Annotated in this window: 14 protein-coding genes; 12 read left to right on the top strand and 2 right to left on the bottom strand. The window is 51.0% G+C overall.

The features are described 5' to 3' along the window. Positions 1 to 9 precede the first annotated feature (9 nt). The 11 genes from J0A68_RS07460 (at position 10) to J0A68_RS07410 (ending at position 12,178) form a co-directional block, all read left to right on the top strand. Positions 10 to 834 (top strand): transketolase, encoded by an 825-nt coding sequence (locus tag J0A68_RS07460; protein WP_206577558.1) that lies wholly within the window; start codon positions 10 to 12, stop codon positions 832 to 834. 6 nt (positions 835 to 840) lie between these two features. Beyond that, the gene (locus J0A68_RS07455; RefSeq protein WP_206577557.1) at positions 841 to 1,809 is read left to right on the top strand and encodes a transketolase family protein; all 969 of its coding nucleotides are present in this window, start codon (positions 841 to 843) and stop codon (positions 1,807 to 1,809) included. Between the two features lie 16 nt (positions 1,810 to 1,825). Continuing rightward, positions 1,826 to 2,785 (top strand): D-ribose ABC transporter substrate-binding protein, encoded by a 960-nt coding sequence (locus tag J0A68_RS07450; protein WP_206577556.1) that lies wholly within the window; start codon positions 1,826 to 1,828, stop codon positions 2,783 to 2,785. Then, the gene (locus J0A68_RS07445; protein ID WP_206577555.1) at positions 2,782 to 3,405 is read left to right on the top strand and encodes a DUF2291 domain-containing protein; all 624 of its coding nucleotides are present in this window, start codon (positions 2,782 to 2,784) and stop codon (positions 3,403 to 3,405) included. Before J0A68_RS07450 ends, J0A68_RS07445 begins: the two co-directional genes overlap by 4 nt. Position 3,406: 1 nt before the next feature. Next, entirely contained in the window at positions 3,407 to 4,927 is a 1,521-nt protein-coding gene (locus J0A68_RS07440; protein WP_206577554.1) for a sugar ABC transporter ATP-binding protein, read from the top strand. Continuing rightward, positions 4,924 to 5,898: an ABC transporter permease gene (locus tag J0A68_RS07435; RefSeq protein ID WP_206577553.1), complete on the top strand. Its 975-nt coding sequence runs from the start codon at positions 4,924 to 4,926 to the stop codon at positions 5,896 to 5,898. Before J0A68_RS07440 ends, J0A68_RS07435 begins: the two co-directional genes overlap by 4 nt. Before the next feature lie 32 nt (positions 5,899 to 5,930). Then, the gene (locus J0A68_RS07430) at positions 5,931 to 7,418 is read left to right on the top strand and encodes an FGGY family carbohydrate kinase (protein ID WP_206577552.1); all 1,488 of its coding nucleotides are present in this window, start codon (positions 5,931 to 5,933) and stop codon (positions 7,416 to 7,418) included. 17 nt (positions 7,419 to 7,435) lie between these two features. Continuing rightward, positions 7,436 to 8,866, top strand: coding sequence for a DUF1593 domain-containing protein (locus tag J0A68_RS07425; protein WP_206577551.1), 1,431 nt, complete (start codon positions 7,436 to 7,438; stop codon positions 8,864 to 8,866). 36 nt (positions 8,867 to 8,902) lie between these two features. Further along, a complete protein-coding gene (locus J0A68_RS07420; RefSeq protein ID WP_206577550.1) occupies positions 8,903 to 10,348 on the top strand; it encodes a DUF1593 domain-containing protein in 1,446 nt (481 codons plus the stop codon). A gap of 11 nt (positions 10,349 to 10,359) precedes the next feature. Next, positions 10,360 to 11,790, top strand: a complete 1,431-nt coding sequence (locus J0A68_RS07415; RefSeq protein ID WP_206577549.1) for a DUF1593 domain-containing protein — start codon at positions 10,360 to 10,362, stop codon at positions 11,788 to 11,790. 181 nt (positions 11,791 to 11,971) lie between these two features. Then, complete coding sequence (locus J0A68_RS07410) at positions 11,972 to 12,178, top strand: helix-turn-helix domain-containing protein (protein WP_206577548.1); 207 nt, start codon at positions 11,972 to 11,974, stop codon at positions 12,176 to 12,178. A gap of 107 nt (positions 12,179 to 12,285) precedes the next feature. Here the strand turns inward: J0A68_RS07410 and J0A68_RS07405 are convergent, their stop codons facing one another. Continuing rightward, on the bottom strand, positions 12,286 to 12,975 hold the full coding sequence (locus tag J0A68_RS07405; protein ID WP_206577547.1) for a sugar transferase: 690 nt from the start codon (positions 12,973 to 12,975) through the stop codon (positions 12,286 to 12,288). An 18-nt stretch (positions 12,976 to 12,993) separates the two neighbouring features. After that, positions 12,994 to 13,740 (bottom strand): WecB/TagA/CpsF family glycosyltransferase, encoded by a 747-nt coding sequence (locus tag J0A68_RS07400; RefSeq protein WP_236021389.1) that lies wholly within the window; start codon positions 13,738 to 13,740, stop codon positions 12,994 to 12,996. Between the two features lie 821 nt (positions 13,741 to 14,561). Between J0A68_RS07400 and J0A68_RS07395 the strand changes: the two genes are divergently transcribed. Then, positions 14,562 to 18,575 (top strand): Ig-like domain-containing protein, encoded by a 4,014-nt coding sequence (locus J0A68_RS07395; protein WP_206577546.1) that lies wholly within the window; start codon positions 14,562 to 14,564, stop codon positions 18,573 to 18,575. Positions 18,576 to 19,102: the final 527 nt, after the last annotated feature.

Below are 19,102 nucleotides of genomic sequence, written 5' to 3'. Positions count from 1 at the left end.
TACCTTCAGATGACCGACAGTGAGTTGAAAATAAAGTCTGTATTGCTGAGAAAAAACCTTCTCAAATACATTTACAAAGCCAAGGCCGGCCATACCGGCGGAAGTCTTTCCTGCGTGGACACGCTGAATGTCCTCTACAATCGGGTGCTGAATGTCGATCCTGCCGATTTCAAAAATCCCAACCGGGACCGCTATATCCAGAGCAAGGGACACTGTGTCGAAGCGCTCTTTGTGACCTTGGCCGACCGGGGCTTTTTCCCCGAATCGGATCTGGAAACGCTGTGCCAATACCAATCCCACTACATCGGGCATCCCACCAAGAAAGTGAATGGCGTGGAACAAAATACCGGAGCATTGGGCCACGGACTCCCCATCTGTGTCGGGGAAGCCATCGCCGCCAAACTTGACGGCAAATCCCACCGCGTCTTTACCCTCTTGGGCGACGGAGAAATGCCCGAAGGCTCCAACTGGGAGGCCTTCCTCTCGGCTGCGCACTACAAACTGGACAATCTCTACGCCATCCTTGACAACAACAAGCAGCAAATCACCGGCTCCAACCAGGAGGTCATGAATACTGATTCCCTGCGGGAAAAGCTGGAGGCTTTTGGCTGGGCCGTGCGGGAAGTGGATGGACACGACCTAGACCAACTGGAGAAAGCGCTCAACCAAGGCCCGCTGGAAGCCGGAAAACCCAGCTTCGTCATCGCCCACACCATCAAGGGCAAAGGCATAAGCTACATGGAAAGCGTGTTAAAATGGCACCATGGCGTGCCAAGCCCAGAGCAATACGAACTGGCAATGACCGAACTGGACACTGCCGAAGCACAAATCTGAAAACCTATGGAACTGGATAAACTAGCGGAAATGGATCTCCGGATGGGAAAAGCTAACCAGGAGATTTTTGCGGAAACACTGGAAAAGCTGGCCGCCAAAGACCGGGATATCGTCGCCGTGACAAGCGACTCCCGAGGATCGGGGAAGCTGGTACCTTTTGGCCAAAAATTCCCCCAGCAGATCGTCGAAGTAGGCATAGCCGAGCAAAACTTGGTCGGCGTGGCCGCAGGCTTGGCCTCGGCCGGCAAAAAGGCTTTCGCAGTCTCCCCCGCCTGTTTTCTGACTGCCCGCGCTTTGGAACAAATCAAGAATGACGTCGCCTACTCGGACAATCCCGTGAAGCTGGTGGGAATCAGTGCAGGAGTGAGCTATGGCGCTCTGGGCACCACCCACCACAGCCTGCATGATTTTGCCGCCCTCCGCGCCATCAACAACCTGATCATCGTCGCTCCGGCTGACAACTTCGAAACGGAGCAGGCGGTGCTACTTGCCAGCCAATCCAGCAGCCCGGTCTATCTCCGCTTTGGGAAAAAGGCCATGCCTTTTCTTTCTGAGGAAAACCAAAAGTTTGAATTTGGAAAGGCACGGATCGTCCGCGAGGGAAGTGATCTGACGATCATCGCCAATGGGGAGACCGTCTATCCCGCTTGGAAAGCAGCCAAAGCACTTGACGAAAGACACGGCATCAGCGCAAAAGTCGTCAGCATGCACACCATCAAGCCGCTTGACACCCAGCTGTTGGATGGGTTGGCTGCCAAACGAAAACCGATCATCACCGTGGAAGAACACATGGTGAACGGTGGTTTGGGAGAAGCCTGCGCCTCCTACCTTTTCCAAAAAGGCGCCCGAAACCGCTTTCAAATCATGGGAATCCCGGATGAATACACGGTCACCGGATCCCAAATGGAGATTTTGGGCCACTACGGAATCTCCCCGGAGGGAATTCTAGCCCGGGCAGAGCAGCTTTTGAAATAAAAAACAACGACCCAAAATGACCTATTTCAAAAACAGCCTCTTCCCGTTTCTCTTCCTGCTGATTGTCGGTATTTGCGCCAGCTGCCAAAAACAAAAGGAATCTGACCCCAACGCCCCCAAGAAGGTAGCCGTCATCGTCTCCACGCTCAACAATCCCTGGTTTGTTGTCCTGGCAGAGACGGCGGCTGACCGGGCAACCGAACTTGGCTTTCAGGCGACCATTTTTGACTCCCAAAACAATACGGCGCTGGAGACGGACCACTTCGAAAATGCCATCTCTTCCGGCTACGATGCCATCCTTTTCAACCCCACGGACGCAGACGGCTCCATTGCCAACGTGCGGATCGCCAAGCGGGCCGACATTCCGGTTTTTTGCATGGACAGGGAAATAAACGCCACCGATGCCGCCACCAGCCAGATCCTCTCCGACAGCTATGCCGGATGTGTGGCCATCGGCAAGTATTTCGTCGAAAAGCTCAACAAGGAAGGCAAGTATGTGGAAATCCTCGGCCTCGTCGGTGACAACAACACCTGGAGCCGCTCCAAGGGCTTTCACTCCGTTGTGGACCACTACCCCGGTCTGCAGATGGTCGCCCAGCAAAATGCCGACTTTGACCGAAACAAGGCCATGGAGGTCATGGAATCCATCCTTCAGGTACATCCAGACATCAAGGGCGTTTTCTGCGGAAACGACGGCATGGCCATGGGAGCTTACCAAGCTTTGGTAGCTGCCGGAAAGGCGGAACAGGTGATGGTGTTTGGCTTTGACGGTGCGAGCGACGTGGTCACGTCCATCGAGCAGGGGAAAATCCTGGCCACCGGGATGCAGTTTCCCAAGCTCATCGCCCGAACCGCCGCCGAGTACGCCAAGGAATATTTTGGAGGCAAGCGTGATTTTGCCCAAAAAGTACCCGTGACCGTCGAGATGGTCAACCAGGAAAACGTCTACGAATACGAAGCCTACGGAAGCAAATGAAACAGAGAGCGATCAAATACTTGATAGGAATGGCGCTGCTGGCCTTGCTGGGCTACAACTCGGTGTACTTCCAGCCTCTGGACGAGCGGCTGGCCGCAAACCAAAAGGAGGTCTTCGATGCCGCCGCCTACGTGGAAAGCATCTGGGACACCGAGCTGGCGGAGTCCTACGGCAACGCTCCCGACTTTTCCCAACTCCTCACGGCACTGGCAACAGACCCAGAGGGCACCTTCGAGAAAAGCGGAAACGCCCTGGGCATCGGCAACATCGGATACTTCCGGGTGAAGGGGGAAGGCACGGTCACTTCGGTGGACGAAAACCATGTCCTGCTGCAAGTTGGGGACAAAAGCGTAGAGATCGAGACGGAATTCATCTACGGAAATGCCCTGCGTGACGCTTCCGGACTCGTGAAAATCAACGACTATCCAAACACCTCCGACTTCAACACCATATCGGAGGAGATCAACGCGAGAATCCGCCACGACCTCATTCCGACGTTTCGGTCTTCCTTGGCCGTCGGCGACCGGGTAGAATTTGAGGGAGCGATGGAGCTAAACAAAGCCCATCTGAACCTACAGCGGCCTGAGATCATTCCTTTCACCCTCAAGATCAACCCCTAGCATGGCAGCGCTCTTGGAAGTAAAAGACATCACCAAAAGGTTTTCCGGCGTGACAGCCCTCAGTGCGGTGAACCTCAGCCTCGAAGGAGGCAGGGTGACTGCCCTGATCGGGGAAAACGGTGCCGGCAAATCCACCTTGCTCAAGATCATGTCCGGCGTCTACACCGACTATGAGGGCCAAATCCTGTTCAAAGGTAGCGAGGTGAAATTCACCCGTCCCAAGGATGCGCAGGACCTGGGCATCTCCATCATCCACCAGGAACTCAACCTGATCCCCCACCTCAGCGTCGCCCAAAACATCTTTTTGGGAAGGGAACTGCTCAATGCGCTGGGCTTTTTGGACAAGAGCCAGATGATACGGAAGACCAAGACGCTCTTGGAAAGGCTCAAGCTCGACGTCGACCCCACCGCCCTGGTGGGTAGCCTGAAAGTCGGACAGCAGCAAATCGTGGAAATCGCCAAGGCGCTTTTGGTCGAATCCGAAGTGGTATTCATGGACGAACCCACTTCCGCCATCGGCGAGAGCGAGGTGGAAGTGCTCTTTGAGATCATCGAAAGGCTAAAGGCCGAGGGAAAGGCCATCGTTTACATTTCCCACAAGCTGGACGAGCTCTTCGCCATGGCGGACGATCTCGTCGTACTGCGGGATGGAAAAATCGTCGGCGAGGGGCCCGTCTCCCAGATTTCCCGAGCCCAGCTGATCAACATGATGGCTGGTCGCGAGGTGAAAGTGGTCAAGAAAACCTCCAGAAGCGCTTGCCCGGAAACCGTCTTGGAGGTGAAAAACCTCCATCTTTTCAATCCGGAAAACAGCGCTCGGCCGCTTTTGGATGACATCAGTTTCACTCTCTGCAAAGGTGAGGTACTGGGGATCTACGGCCTCATGGGAGCTGGGAGGACGGAGCTCTGCGAAAGCCTTTTTGGCTTGCACTCCAAAGCACTCAAGGGCTCCATCAGGCTCGACGGCGAGGATTGCCAGTTCAAGAGCCCTATCCAAGCGATCGCCGCAGGCATGGCCCTGGTGCCCGAAGACCGCAAGAGAGATGGGATAGTTCCCGGGATGTCCGTGGGCAAAAACCTCAGCTTGACGGTATTGGAAAAAGTCAGCGAGCTGGGATTCCTGAGCGACCGGCTTCACTCGAAGCTTTACGACAAACATACTTCCTCCCTGAAAATCAAGTCCTCGGGAGAACACCAAGCTATCAAAAACCTCAGCGGCGGAAACCAGCAAAAGGTCATTCTCGGCAAATGGATCGAGCGAAATCCAAAAGTGTTGATGCTCGACGAGCCCACCCGCGGCATCGACGTCAACGCCAAAAGCGAGATCTACGAACTTATCTCCAAGCTCAGTGCCGAGGGAATCTCCATCTTGGTCATTTCCTCCGAAATACCGGAAATCCTCGCCATCTCAGACCGCATCCTCGTCATGGCCGAGGGAAAGCTCACGGCCGAATTTGCCAGCGGCGAAGCCACTGAAAACAACATCATGAACGCCTGTATCCCAGAAAACCTGCCCCAATGATCGCCCTCAGGAAAAACTTAAATATTGCCCAGTTTCAATCCCTCATCGCCCTGTTCGTCCTTTGTCTGGGGCTGGCTCTGACCACGGACAACTTTCTGACGGCGGACAATTTCTGGAACGTCATGCGACAGATCTCCGTCAATGTCTGCATTTCCGTGGGCATGACCCTCGTGGTCTTGACTGCCGGAATCGACCTTTCGGTGGGCTCCATCCTGGCTTTCTGCGGCGCAGTGACCGCAGGACTGTTACGATCAGGCATCAGCATTCCCTCGGCCAATCTCTTTATCGGCTTTACCGTGCTGGGCGCGGTGCTCGCGGGCATGCTGCTCGGCGGCGGATTGGGCTTTGTCAATGGCTACGCGGTGACCAGATTCAAGGTGCCGCCCTTCGTGGCTACGCTGGCGATGCTCACCATGGCACGCGGCTTCACCATGCTGTGGACAAAGGGCCATCCGATTACGGGCTTGGGGGAAAGCTTTGGCTTTCTGGGCACAGGCTGGTTTCTGGGCATCCCCATGCCGGTTTGGATCTCGGGTTTCGTTGTACTCGTTGCCGTGGTACTCACGGGGAAAACCAAGTTTGGCCGATACATCTATGCCATAGGCGGAAACGAAAACGCCGCCCGACTCTCCGGAATACCCATTTCCAAGGTGAAGATCTGGGTGTACTCACTTGCTGGCCTCCTGGCAGCGGTCGGCGGCGTGCTGGTGACGGCCCGGCTGGACTCGGCCCAGCCCAATGCCGGCATGAGCTATGAATTGGATGCCATTGCGGCGGTCGTGATCGGCGGTACTTCGCTTTCCGGCGGTCGCGGCACCATCCTCGGGACTGTCCTTGGCGCGGTGATCATCGGGGTGCTCAACAACGGCCTTATCCTTCTGGACGTCTCCCCTTTTTGGCAGCAAGTCATCAAAGGCATCGTGATTCTATTGGCGGTGGTCATCGACAAGTCCAACCAAAAAAGCGAATAGCATCAAATCCAAAACGGTAAACGCAAAGCGACATGCCCTACATTTTAGCCATAGACCAGGGAACTTCCAGCACCAAAACCATCCTTTTCGACGAGGGCGGAAAGTCGGTTCACAAGGCCACCGAGCCACTGAGGAGCGTCTATCTGGATGGAAACCGGGTGGAGCAAGACCCGGAGGAGATCTACCAAAATGTCTTGACTTCCGTACGCAAGTGCCTAGACGGCTTTGCAGCCAACGGAGGTGATTTGGCACAGATCAAGGCCTGCGGCATCTCCAACCAGCGGGAGACCTTCGTCATCTGGGACGAGACGGGCAAGCCTTTGCACCCCGCCATCGTATGGCAATGCAAGCGATCAGTTGCAGTCTGTGAGCGTTTGGAGAAAAAAGGCTTTGGCACAAAGATCAACGAGAAAACAGGCCTGATCATAGACCCCTATTTTTCCGGAACGAAAGTAATCTGGCTCTACGAAAACGAGCCCACTGTCAGAGAGGCGATCGATCAGGGAAGAGCTTTCTTTGGCACCATAGATTCCTGGCTGCTCTTTAGACTGACCCAAGGTCAATCCTACCTGACCGACTATACCAATGCCTCCAGAACGCTGTTTTTCAACCTAAAAGAGTTGGCTTGGGATCGTGAGCTCCTGGCTGACTTCGGTCTATCCAAGCTAAACCTACCCGAAGCAAAACCCTCCTCCTACCACTTTGGCCACAGCAATCTGGACGGGCTGCTGGATCAGGAAATCAGCATCTCTGCGCTGATTGGCGACTCCCATGCCGCGGCTTTTGGGGAAGGCTGTTTCGAGCCGGGCGGTGCCAAAGCCACCTTGGGGACGGGAAGTTCCATTTTGATGAACATAGGAAAGGAGCTGAAAACGTCCAAAACCGGAATGGTCACCACGATCTGCTGGAGTACGGAAGATCGCGTGGACTATGCCCTGGAGGGGATCATCGTCTCGGCAGGTGCCACCATCGAATGGGTCAAAAACCAGCTCGGCCTGTTTGAAAATCCTTCGGAATTGGAGCAAATATGCCTTTCCCTCCCCGACAACGGCGGTGTGTACATCGTGCCCGCTTTCTCCGGTCTGGGCGCTCCCCATTGGGACATGAACAGAAAGGCGAGTATCGAGGGGCTATCTTTTGACAGCACCAAAAGCCACATCATCCGCGCGGCGGTGGAGTCTATCCCCTACCAGATCAAGGATGTGGTCGTCGCAATGGAGGCGGATTCAGGCACGACCCTGACCGAGCTCAAGGTGGACGGAGGCATCACTGCCAATCGATTCGTCCTGCAGTTCCTAGCCGACCTACTCCAACGCAAGGTCATCACTATCGGCATCGCGGACGTCTCCGCGCTGGGTGCCGCCTATCTGGCGGGACTGAACTCCAAAGTGTATGAAAGTATAGATCAACTCAGATCCTTTAACCAAAACTTCATCAGCACTTTACCTGGAAAAGACTCTGAGAAAGTAGCGGGATATTATAAAGGATGGAAAAAAGTAATTGGCAATAAAAACACCTAAACCTAATCTTACCCTTCATGAAACAGCTTCCCAAAATAGCTTTTCTACTTACTGCCTTACTCCTACTTGGTTTTTATGAAGGAAAGGCTCAAAAAAAGAAATCTGAGAAAACTCGGGTTTTAGTCACCAGTGATGGAGAGATCGACGATCAATGTTCTATCGTCCGCTTCCTGTTTTATGTAAATGAATGGGATGTAGAAGGCATAATTACCTCCAGTTCACAATATCATGCGCATGACCACAATTGGCCTGGAGATGATTGGATTGATCCTTATTTGGATGCTTATGCCAAGGACTATCCAAATCTGGTCAAGCATGACCCGGACTATCCTACACCGGCTTTCCTTCGGGAAAGAACCTTGCTTGGCAACGTCAAGACAGAAGGTGAAATGACTGAAATCACTCCCGGTTCGGAGCTGATAGTAAAGGTTTTGTTGGATGAAACAGATGATCGACCCATCTGGATTCAAGCTTGGGGCGGGACGAATACACTAGCCAGAGCTTTGAAAAGCATCGAAGAAAGCCATCCTGAAAAGATGGAATATGTGGCGGAGAAGATGCGCCTGTATTTGATTTGGGAACAGGACGCGACCTATCAGGAATATATCCGTCCGCATTGGGGGAAATACAACATACCGACCATTATCTCGGACCAGTTTGAGGCCATCGCCTATCGCTGGGCAAAGGTGCAGCCCAAAACCATGCAGCCCTATTTTGAAGGGCCTTGGATGAAAGCAAATATCCTTGAAAACCACGGCGCATTGGCATCACTTTATCCCGCGATGGACAACGGTGATTTCCGCTCTGAAGGTGATTCTCCGGCATTTTTGCATACCATTCCCACAGGCCTGAGAAGCTTGGAATCACCAAACTATGGAGGTTGGGGTGGCAGATTTGTGAAAATCCGGGAAAATACCTGGCTGGACTCGGTGCCGGTCTCTGGGTATGAATATCCGGAAGGCAGATGGTACGGAAGCAATGGCTGGGGCAGAGCAAGTTTACGTGAAGGAACCAACACCACTGCAGAGGAGCGAAACACCTATTTCAAACCGATGTGGCGTTGGTCTGATGCGATGCAAAATGACTTTGCTGCCCGGGCCGACTGGAGTGTAAAATCCTACGCAGACGCCAACCACCCGCCTGTAGTGCGGACTAAAAGCAAACTGAACCCAACGGCAAAACCCGGTGAGATCATCAAGCTCAGCGTAGCCGGAAGCAAAGATCCTGACGGCGACCAACTCAGCTATGATTGGTATGTGCATACCGAACCCAGCACTTTACCAAACGCCGGTGAGCTGGTAAAGTTGACAAACTCAGATCAGGCCCAGGCTTCGTTTGTAGTGCCGCAGGGAAGTGGCACCATCCATATAATCTGCGCAGTGACTGACAACGGCAGTCCAGCCCTGACCAGATATAGCCGTGTGATCGTCTCCGTAAAAGCAAACTAGATCTCCCAAAACTGCTTTTTAGTACACTGTCAAACGATGAAACCTCATAACTTTTCCCCAAAACCCCTGCTCCTACTGCCGTTGATTGGGATGCTTGGTTTGAATGTCTTTGCGCAGCAAAAACCGGAAAAACCAAGGGTGATCGTCACCAGCGATGGTGAGATCGATGATGAATGTTCCCTGGTGCGGTTTTTACTGTACGCGAACGAATGGGATATTGAGGGCATCATTACCTCGAGCTCCCAATACCACTGGCATGGTCACCGATGGGCCGGCGACGACTGGGCTTTTCCCTACTTGGATGCTTACGCAAAAGTGCAGCCCAACCTTCTCCAGCATGATCCGGACTACCCTTCTGCGGAATTCCTCCGCTCCCGGACTTTTCTCGGTAATGTGGAGACAGAAGGTGAGATGGAAAAAATCACGGACGGCTCCCAGCACATCGTAAAAGTACTGCTGGACGAATCCGACGATCGGCCAATCTGGATTCAGGCTTGGGGCGGGACTAATACCATTGCGCGGGCGTTGAAAACGATAGAGGAAGATCATCCTGAAAAAATGGAGGCGGTCGCAGACAAAATCCGGTTCTATTTCATCTGGGAGCAAGACGAAACCTATCAGAAATACATTCGCCCGGTTTGGGGCAAATACAATATCCCCACGATCATCTCTGATCAGTTCATTGCCATTTTCTATCATTGGAAAAAGTATTTGCCGGAGGCTGAGCAGAAATACCTTGCGGCGGACTGGATGAACGAAAATATCCTGGAGGGGCATGGGCCGCTTTTATCCATGTATCCGGCCCACAAAGAAGGCGATAAAGGATTTGACAAAGGCGATTTCAGGTCAGAGGGAGATTCACCTGCTTTTCTACATACCGTACCTACCGGATTGCGGAGCATGGAATCACCGGACTTTGGAGGCTGGGGAGGTAGATATGTGAAAGTTCGCGAAAACACCTGGCTGGATCCAGTTTTGGATTCCTCTTATTCCTACCCTGAAGGAAGATGGTATGGCGACTCTGCCTGGGGAAGAGAGCGGCTGAGGGAAGAAATACCCAATGACCAGGAACTAACGGACTATCTGGAACCACTTTGGCGCTGGACTGCGGCGATGCAAAATGACTTTGCCGCGCGAGCAGACTGGACGATCAAGTCTTTTGCGGAAGCAAATCATGAGCCCGTCGTCAAGCTCGCCCACGACGAGGACATGCTGCTAAAACCCGGAGCTAAAGTAAAACTAAGTGCAGCAGGCTCCCATGACCCAGATGGTGATAGGCTTAGCTATCATTGGTGGCAGTATCGCGATCCGAGCTCCTACAAAGGCGAAGTTTCAATCCAGCATCCAAATGAGCAAGACGCCGTCTTCACAGTACCTAAAGACGCAAAACCCGGTCAAACGATCCATGTGATCTGTGAGGTCACAGACAGTGGAAGGCCCGCTTTGACCAGATATAGGCGAGTGATTATTACTGCAAAATAACCCCCGTAACCATGAAATATCCGCATAAGAATTGCCTGCTCTTTTGGAGCATTTTGCTTTTCGTATCGACCGGGCTCAATGCCCAACAAAAATCCGAAAAGGAAAGAATCATCGTCCTCACCGATATCGAAAACGAGCCTGACGATGCGATGTCATTGGTTCGCTTTCTCACCTATTCCAATCAATGGGACGTGGAAGGATTGATCGCTACCACTTCCATCCACCAGCAAAACGAGATCGCCACTTGGAGAATCCACGAGATCCTGGATGCCTACGGCAAAGTCCGGGACAACCTGGAAAAGCATGAACAGGGCTATCCCAGCGCGGACTACCTGCGCTCGGTCGTGAGGGAGGGCATCCCAAAATACGGAATGGAGGCGGTGGGCCAGGGCATGGACTCCGAAGGCTCCGAGCTGATCATCAGCTCCGTGGACAAGGCAGACGAGCGCCCGGTCTGGGTGCTGGTCTGGGGCGGTCCCAACTGTCTGGCCCAGGCACTTTGGAAAATCAAGGAAAGCCGCAGTCCAGCCGACGTGGAGAAGTTTGTCGCGAAGCTGCGCGTGTACACCATCTCCGACCAGGACAACAGCGGACCTTGGCTGAGAAAGACTTTTCCAGGGCTCTTTTACATCGCGAGTCCTGGAATCCACGCCTATGGTGCCTATCACTTTGCTACCTGGTCGGGGATCAGCGGAGACAAGTTTCACGGGAGGTTTGCCGGAGGAAATTTTGAAATCGTGGACAATCCCTGGCTGGACGAACATATCCGGAGCAAAGGCCCGCTAGGCAAAGAATACCCACACATGGAGTTCCTGATGGAGGGCGACTCCCCGAGCTTTATGCACCTGATCCACACCGGTATGCAAAATCCGGAGCGCCCTGACTTCGGCAACTGGGGCGGGCGGTATGAGTTTTACCAACCCAGAACTGAGAGATGGTTTTCCGAGCCTGAAACCCGACCACTCTGGACGGATGCCATGGACGAGGTCTACGGTGCCGACGGCAGCTGGCACACCAGCAACAAGGCCACTATCTGGCGATGGAGAGAGGCTTTCCAAAATGACTTCGTCGCGAGGATGGACTGGACGATCAAGGAGTACAAAGATGCAAACCATCCTCCCCTTGTCAAACTCGCCTCTCCTGCCACGCTGGAAGCCAAAGTCGGCGACCGGGTGGAGCTCAGCGCGGACGGCACGACCGATCCGGATGGCGATCGCCTCAGCTACCGCTGGTACTTTTACTCCGAGCCAAGCGAGTTTACCCTGACTAGCGGCCGAACTGCCACACCGCTCCAGATCGAAAACGCCGATTCGGCTAATGCAGTGCTCGTAATTCCGAAGGCGCCAAGACTCGGTACCCTGCATATCATCCTGGAAGTCACAGACAATGGTAGCCCTGCACTGACCAGATACAAGAGGGTGATCATCAATGTAAAAGACTAACATTTTGTCACTTATCGCGTCGAACATGGAGGACAGGATTGCTGGAAGTTCTTTGCGAAGCATCGGAAAAAACAGCGCGTAAGACGAGTACCTCCTCGAAAATTGGCTTTAAGGTATCAGCCCAGGTAGTTCGGGAGAGGTCGCACTCCTCGAGATCCGCGCACGCCTAACCCCTATGGCGATGGGCGACGACGTGATGGAAGAAAGGATCGTCCATGCGAAAAGAAAACTGGTAGCCACCAACCGTTTGGTGACCGAAATTGTCTTTGATTGTGGATTCAACTCGGTAAGCCGCTTCAACGCCGCCTTTATGAAAATCAACGGCTGCACTCCCAGGGACTTCCGCAATAAATACAAGCTGGGCCGGGGTATTGGAATCCTTGGCTAGCAACTGAATGAACTTGAGTCAAAAACAAAGCGGATGAATCTGTCTTTATCGACCGATCCACCCGCCAATTTGGTACTTGCGATACTTACCTTGTCTGACAACCAAGCTTAGTACGCATTCTCGTTATTAAACAAAAGGCACTTAAACGTCATCCAAATGATCATGAAGTCAAAGGCAAGGCTCCATTTTTTGATGTAGAAAAGGTCATAGGTAAGTCGGAAATTGATGTCCCTTTCATCCCTGATCTCTCCTCGATACCCTTTTGCCTGGGCGAGCCCAGTTATTCCCGGCTTGACCATGTGGCGGCACATGAAGCGCTCGATTTTCTCGGAATATTGCCGATTCATCGGAAGCGCATGGGGCCTCGGCCCTACGATGGACATCTCCCCTACCAATATGTTAAAAATCTGGGGCAATTCGTCCAAGCTTGTCGTGCGCAAGAAATAACCCACCCGGGTGATCCTGGGGTCATTCTTCTGGGCTTGGTGAAATTTTCTCTCCGGATCGTACTTCATGGTGCGGAATTTATAGCAATAGAATGGGCGGTTGTTTTTCCCATGCCTCAGCTGCTTGAAAATCACCGGCCCTTTGGACTCGAGCGCGATACAGATAGCCACTATAATAAAAAGCCACCAACCTACTGTTATCAAAAAGAGTCCGGAAAGAACCAGGTCGGTCATTCTTTTGGAAAAGACCTGCACCGAGTCCAGGTAGTTCAAAGAGTAGGAATTGATAAAAAAGTCCTTCTCTTGCTTGAAATTCATTACAGCAATGTACTTTTCAATAGTAAGAGACATAGTGGTAGGAGTTAAAAGTTAATTCAAATTGACAGGGGCTGCTTTTTTAAACTTCCCAAACGCGATATGCTTCAGGTAGACAGCGCCGTATAGAAAATAGCGGCGCCACAATCTTTTAGGTTCTTTCAGGAATCGGGCAAACCACTCCAAGCCGTATTTTACCCAAATCGCATTTGGCCGCTCGATTTTGCCGGAGTAAAAATCAAAGACCGCCCCAATGGAGCAGATATAGGTAGCCTGGATCTTGTCCTTGTTTTGAAAGACCCATTTCTCCTGCTTCGGAGCAGTCATGCCGACAAACAGTACATCAGGACCAAATTCATTGATTTTCTCGATCATGATTTTGTTGTCCTCTTCGGTAAATTGGTCTTTAAATGGTGGAGAGTATCCACTTACTCTCACATTGGGGAATTCCTCCGCAACTTTACTCGATATGGCCTCAATGGTGTCATTCATCGAGCCGAGGTAAAAACAGCTGCCGTAGACATTGTTCAAATATTTTAGAGCAAACTCGTGGAGGTCAGCGCCCGCGATTTTAGAGAAGTTGTTCCCGCTCAAAAACTTCGCGGAAAGAACGATCGCAATGCCGTCAGGGAGCAGCACGTCCGAACTCATCAACGCCTTTTTGAACACCTTATCCTCTTCTGCCAGGCAAAAAGAGTATTGGTTTAGCGTATTGATGATGGTTTTGCCTTTTTGGAGGATGTCGGTCAGCTGACCTTTGTACATATGGTATCCCAAAAACTCGGATTCTAACGTGTTCATAGTTTGTTGTTATCTGGGTAGACATCTGGATTTCCGTCGATCTCCAGCCGTTGAACTTTGGCACAAGATACATTTTTTTATAATTGAAATCCATTTACCTGCTGTAAAAAAGTTTCTACCTAAATCAAAAAACAGCCTGTTAGTGTAATTAAATTTTAATTAATAGCTTACATTTAAAGATTATTAGACTTTTACCTCTATAAATAAATATTTTTCAAAATAATATTCTGTTTAAAAAACCTGACAGACAAAATAAATTTTTACATACAGATTCCTGCTTTTTATACAAAATCAAAATTCCTGCACAAATGGAGTCAAAAAATCACCAGACAAAGAAAGTCGCCTCATAAAAAAGCCATGAAAAAGACTGGCAAATCGACTCGACCACGGCAAAAATCGTAGCAAAACCAACTAATATTATTAATACAATCCTAAATATTCATTAGATTAATAATTGATTTTTTTTAAAAAATACGACGGACATTTTTAAATATTTTACAATCAACAGGCAGCCCAAGACTATACTTTTTCGAATTTCAAAATAAAGATGGTGTGGCAAGCTTTTCAACAATGCAATAGCTATCGCTTCTGTCCATCAGTAAAATCAAACACCAGCGTTTGGACTGAAAGACTCGAGAAAAAATGCGAAGTCAACAATCAAAAAAGATACTAACCCACCTTCGAAACCAACAGTGGGTCAATCTAAGAATCGCCCCAATAGTTTCAAAAAATCTATAATAACTTTCTTTGTATTTCATCTACATTTTACGCTGGCATAGTCCTTGTCAAAATTGGTCGGAACCCCAACCTATTGATCAATCATGACAATTACCATTTGCAGCAAAAGCTGGGCTACCCCTGCGTTCAGCTTTCGAAAGAATTACCTTGCCTTCACCTTATTATTCATCTTGAGTCTTGCACAGTCGGCATTGGCCACCGACTACTATTTTTCCTCTAGTCTGGGAAATGATAGCCGGAGTGCAAGTGAGGCGCAAAACTCTGCCACTCCTTGGAAAACGATCGACAAGCTCAACGCGATCGCGGGCAGTCTCAAAGGCGGGGACAGGATATTCTTCAGATCTGGAGATGTCTTCTACGGCACCATCCGAGTGACGCGATCAGGAGCTAGCGGAGCACCTATCCTTTTTACCTCCTATGGCACTGGTGCAAAACCTGTCATTACTTCCCTGGCCCGCGTGACCAACTGGGTATCTATAGGCAATGGACTCTACCAGGCTGACCTCTCCGGATACGGCATCAGCAAAATGCAAGTGCTGCTGATCAACGATCAAATAAAAGAAATAGGAAGGTACCCCAATGCAGGGTCTGCGGACGGAGGCTACTTAAAGATTGCCAACGCCAATTCTTTTACAAGCATCAGTACCCAAAGCGGAGCCCCATACTCAGGCTCAGGCGGAGAAGTGGTCATCCGGAAAAACAACTGGATCATCGACCGCCATACCATCGACTACATCGGCGGAACTACCATTAACTACCGCGCCAACGAAAGTCCATATAGCCCTCAGCGGAATTTTGGGTATTTCATCCAAAACCACCCTTCCATCCTAGACCAGGCGGGAGAATGGGCCTACGACCCAAGCTCCAGAAGATTGACCGTAAACCTCTCGGGCTACAATGTCGGATCCACCAATGTATCGGTCGCCACTTTGGACAATCTCGTGGTGAATGGTGCCTACATTACCAACATGACTTTCTCCAACCTCCATTTCAGAGGCTCAAACAGTCACATGATCAGCATCAACCGAAGCGAAAACGTCAAAGTTGAAAACTGCGTGTTGGACTTCGCGGGGGAAAACGGCATCTATACCTATGATATTCGCGGCCTGGTGATCAACAACAACCAGATCAACTATGCACTAAACGCGGGAGTCTTCATGGCACACAGCACCCCTGGAGCCAATGTACTCAACAACTCCATCGTCAACACCATGCCTTTCCAAGGCATGGCCAAAAGCAGCGACATCGCAGGTGTGGGGATTTACCTGGCAAGCAATGGGGAAAGAAGCTTGATCGAGAAAAACCGAATCGTCAACACCGGGTTCAACGCCATCCATTTCGGGGGAAGCTACACCAAGGTCGTCAATAACTTTATTGACAACTTCTGCTTATTTAAACAAGACGGTGGTGGTATCTACACAAACTCAGACGGCCTAAGCACTATGAACAATATCGGAAGAGAGATCACCGGCAACATCGTGCTCAACGGAAAAGGAACTAAGACCGGAACCTTGGAGGACGTGGACATGGCCGAAGGGATCTACATCGACGACAACAGCGCCGGAGTGACGGTGCACAAAAATACCGTGGCTTTTATGAGTGGAAAAAGTATCTATCTCCACAACGCCAACAACATCGTGATCACCGAAAACCTGTTTTATAAGTCCAGAAGCCAGGTCCAATTGACGCACAGCAACTACGGCGGACCTATCCGAAACGTAAGCGTCTCCCGTAACCTCTTTTCCTCGGTCGACAAGACAGATCAGATCTACTCAGTCTATTCCATCGCCAATGATATTGGATCGGTTGGCTCATTCAGCTCCAATTACTTTTTGGATCCTTACAACCACGACTTCTTTATCAAAACGAGGGGATCCAACGACGGCCCTTCCGGCGTGGACCGAAACCTAAACAACTGGGCTTCCACCTTTGGCTTTGACAACAATGCCACCAAACCCGACCTAAACCTCGCAAGCTATAACATCACTTCCTCTTCCCTGATCAAACAGACTGACTTCAGCTCCGGCCTTTCAATCCTCGCCGGTGTCTATGGAGCGGTATCCCAGCTGATTTCCAGCGGGATTTCAGGTGGAACATGGAAGATTTCCCCCAATTCATCCAGCAACGCCACCGCTTATATCCAGATCGGAGCGATCCAGCCTGGTGAAAAAGTCCTGGTCGAATTTGACATGCGCGGCACACCGGCCAATACGGCGATAGAGCTGTTTTTGGAAGACACCTACAACGTAGACAAGGGCGCAGGAAACGGCAAGGCATCTACTACCTCCGCTACCAAAAACCATAAGGTGTTGCTAAGCTCTTTGGTGTCAAAAGGCAACGAGAGCGTCGTCATCCGAATTCCTTCCTCGGCTTCCGAGGTATTGATCGACAATCTGAAAATCAGCAAAGTCACCACGCAAAACATCGACAAAGAGTCTCAGATTTTCTTTGCCTACAATGCCGAAAGCTCTCCTGTGCAGCGAGGACTGAGCGGCACCTATGTCAATGCAAGAAACGAAGTGTTCAGCGGGTCAGTCACTATCCCTGCTTTCGGCTCGGTGTTGTTGGCAAAAGTATCCAATGAGGTACCACCCACGACCAACAAGGCACCTACCATCTCGATTACCAACCCAAAAGAGGGACAGATCTTCGTCAAAGGCGTCAACCCGGTCGAGCTGGTTGCCAACGCACAGGATCCGGAAGGGAAAATCAAACAGGTGGAATTCTATAACTGGGGACTTCCCCTCACCACTTTGACCGCTGCTCCATATACGTTCAACTGGAGCACGATAGAGCCCGGCGACTATCAAGTGCACGCGATCGTCCGAGACGACCAAGGCCTGAGCGCCACCTCCTCGACGATCAAATTCTCCGTAGCCGCCGAGCGCGCACCTACTACCCCAACTAACCCGACGTACAATGCACAGATGGTGTCGCCGATCAACGGATCTACTTTCGCACTCGGCAGCCAAGATGTCATCTTGAGGACCAATGCTTCCACCTCTGGACTCAGCATCAGAAAGGTGGAGTTTTTCAACTGGGGCTTTCCACTAGTCGAGGTCAGCAGCGGCAACTTTGACTTCAACTGGACGCGGATAGAAGTGGACACCTATAATATCTACGCAAAGGTAACCGACAGCAATGGGACCGTATACACCACAGAGCCTATCCGCTTCACCGTGACCGCTCCTTCCGCTAGCCTCAGTATCAACGTCAGCCAGCCGTACAACAACCAGGTCTTTGTCCTAGGCCAGCAGGTGGTCAAATTGAAAGCAGACGTGTCAAGCACGGCGCCGATCCAAAACATCCAATTCTACAACTGGAACCTCCCATTGGTTTCAGACAACACCTACCCCTATGAATTTGATTGGACGAGAATTGAGGTAGGCGAATACCTTCTCTATGCAGTAGTCACTGACGTCAATGGACGTACATCGACTTCAAACACGGTGAGATTCAGGGTCAACGCCCCTAGCGCCCGTACCGAAACCAGCACCTCATCTACCAGCGAGCTCACGGCGATGATCACTAAACCTGCAAACGACGCGGTGATTGAGCTGGGCGAAGAACCTGTGTCATTTGAGGTGGCAAGCTCTGGCAGTGTCAGCAAAGTAGAATATTTCAATTGGTTTACGCCGATAGGAACCCAACTCGAGGGCCAGAGCGAACTCGAATGGTCCGAAGCACAACCAGGGGAATACATGGTGTATGCCCAGATTACAGACACCTTGGGCCGAACCTCTCAGACCGAGCCGGTATGGTTTACCGTAGTAGAATCCGATGCAGCTAAATCTGAAAAAGGGCTCGAAGGCGCCGCTGGCAAGGATATCCCGGGCAAAACCGGAGCCTATGGTATCGTAATGGGACCAAATCCTACCTCCTCTACCCTGAACATCTTCTTTGACGACTACCCGAAAGACTACCGAGGAGAATTGTCCATCGTGGATCTACGGGGTGTCGAATTGATCAGCGAAGATTTCAACACCAGTCAGGGAACGCTAAACCTTGACCTGGCCAAGCTGAAATCTGGGGTATATTTGGTTAGGCTGAGCTTTGACAATGGTACCGTACAATCGGAAAAACTGATCAAACTCTAAGATTATATTGTTCTTCTGTCTTCCTTCTACAGGGCTGGTTTTTTCCAGCCCTGTTTTAGTATGTCAGCTTCTAAGCCCAATCCCCACAAAGGCCATTTTATTAATTCCAGTGTTTAAAAATCAGGGCATAAATAACCCCGCAACTATCAAATTCAAGAAAGCAATTTGACACACCATCGACGGCCTAGTGAGTTCCATGTGCCATTTTGCCCGGAGAAATATGGCAATGAAGGGGCGACAAGAAGAAGGGTTTCCTCCCCACGCCTAGCTGCAAAAACATTGCGGAAATGCAGAACAATCCGTGGACTCAAAGGGCGATATTCCACTTGTCCCACTGGGCGTTCCCAACTCGGGACTCTCCGCCATCACAATTTTTAACAGCCTGATAGTTCGCCCTTTGCCAGAGAGTGCGCCATCTGTTTTTTCGGATTTGACCAAACATTACGCAGATAAAACAGCCTAGTACGAAAGAGGAAACCATTCCGTTTAAAAAATTTCAAAAATTTTTTTAAGGGGAAATTTCCTAT

It is taken from the genome of Algoriphagus oliviformis (genome assembly GCF_017254915.1).
GTDB lineage: Bacteria > Bacteroidota > Bacteroidia > Cytophagales > Cyclobacteriaceae > Algoriphagus > Algoriphagus oliviformis.
Note: the sequence above shows the minus strand (reverse complement) of the source record. Positions and strands in the feature narration are given on the sequence as shown.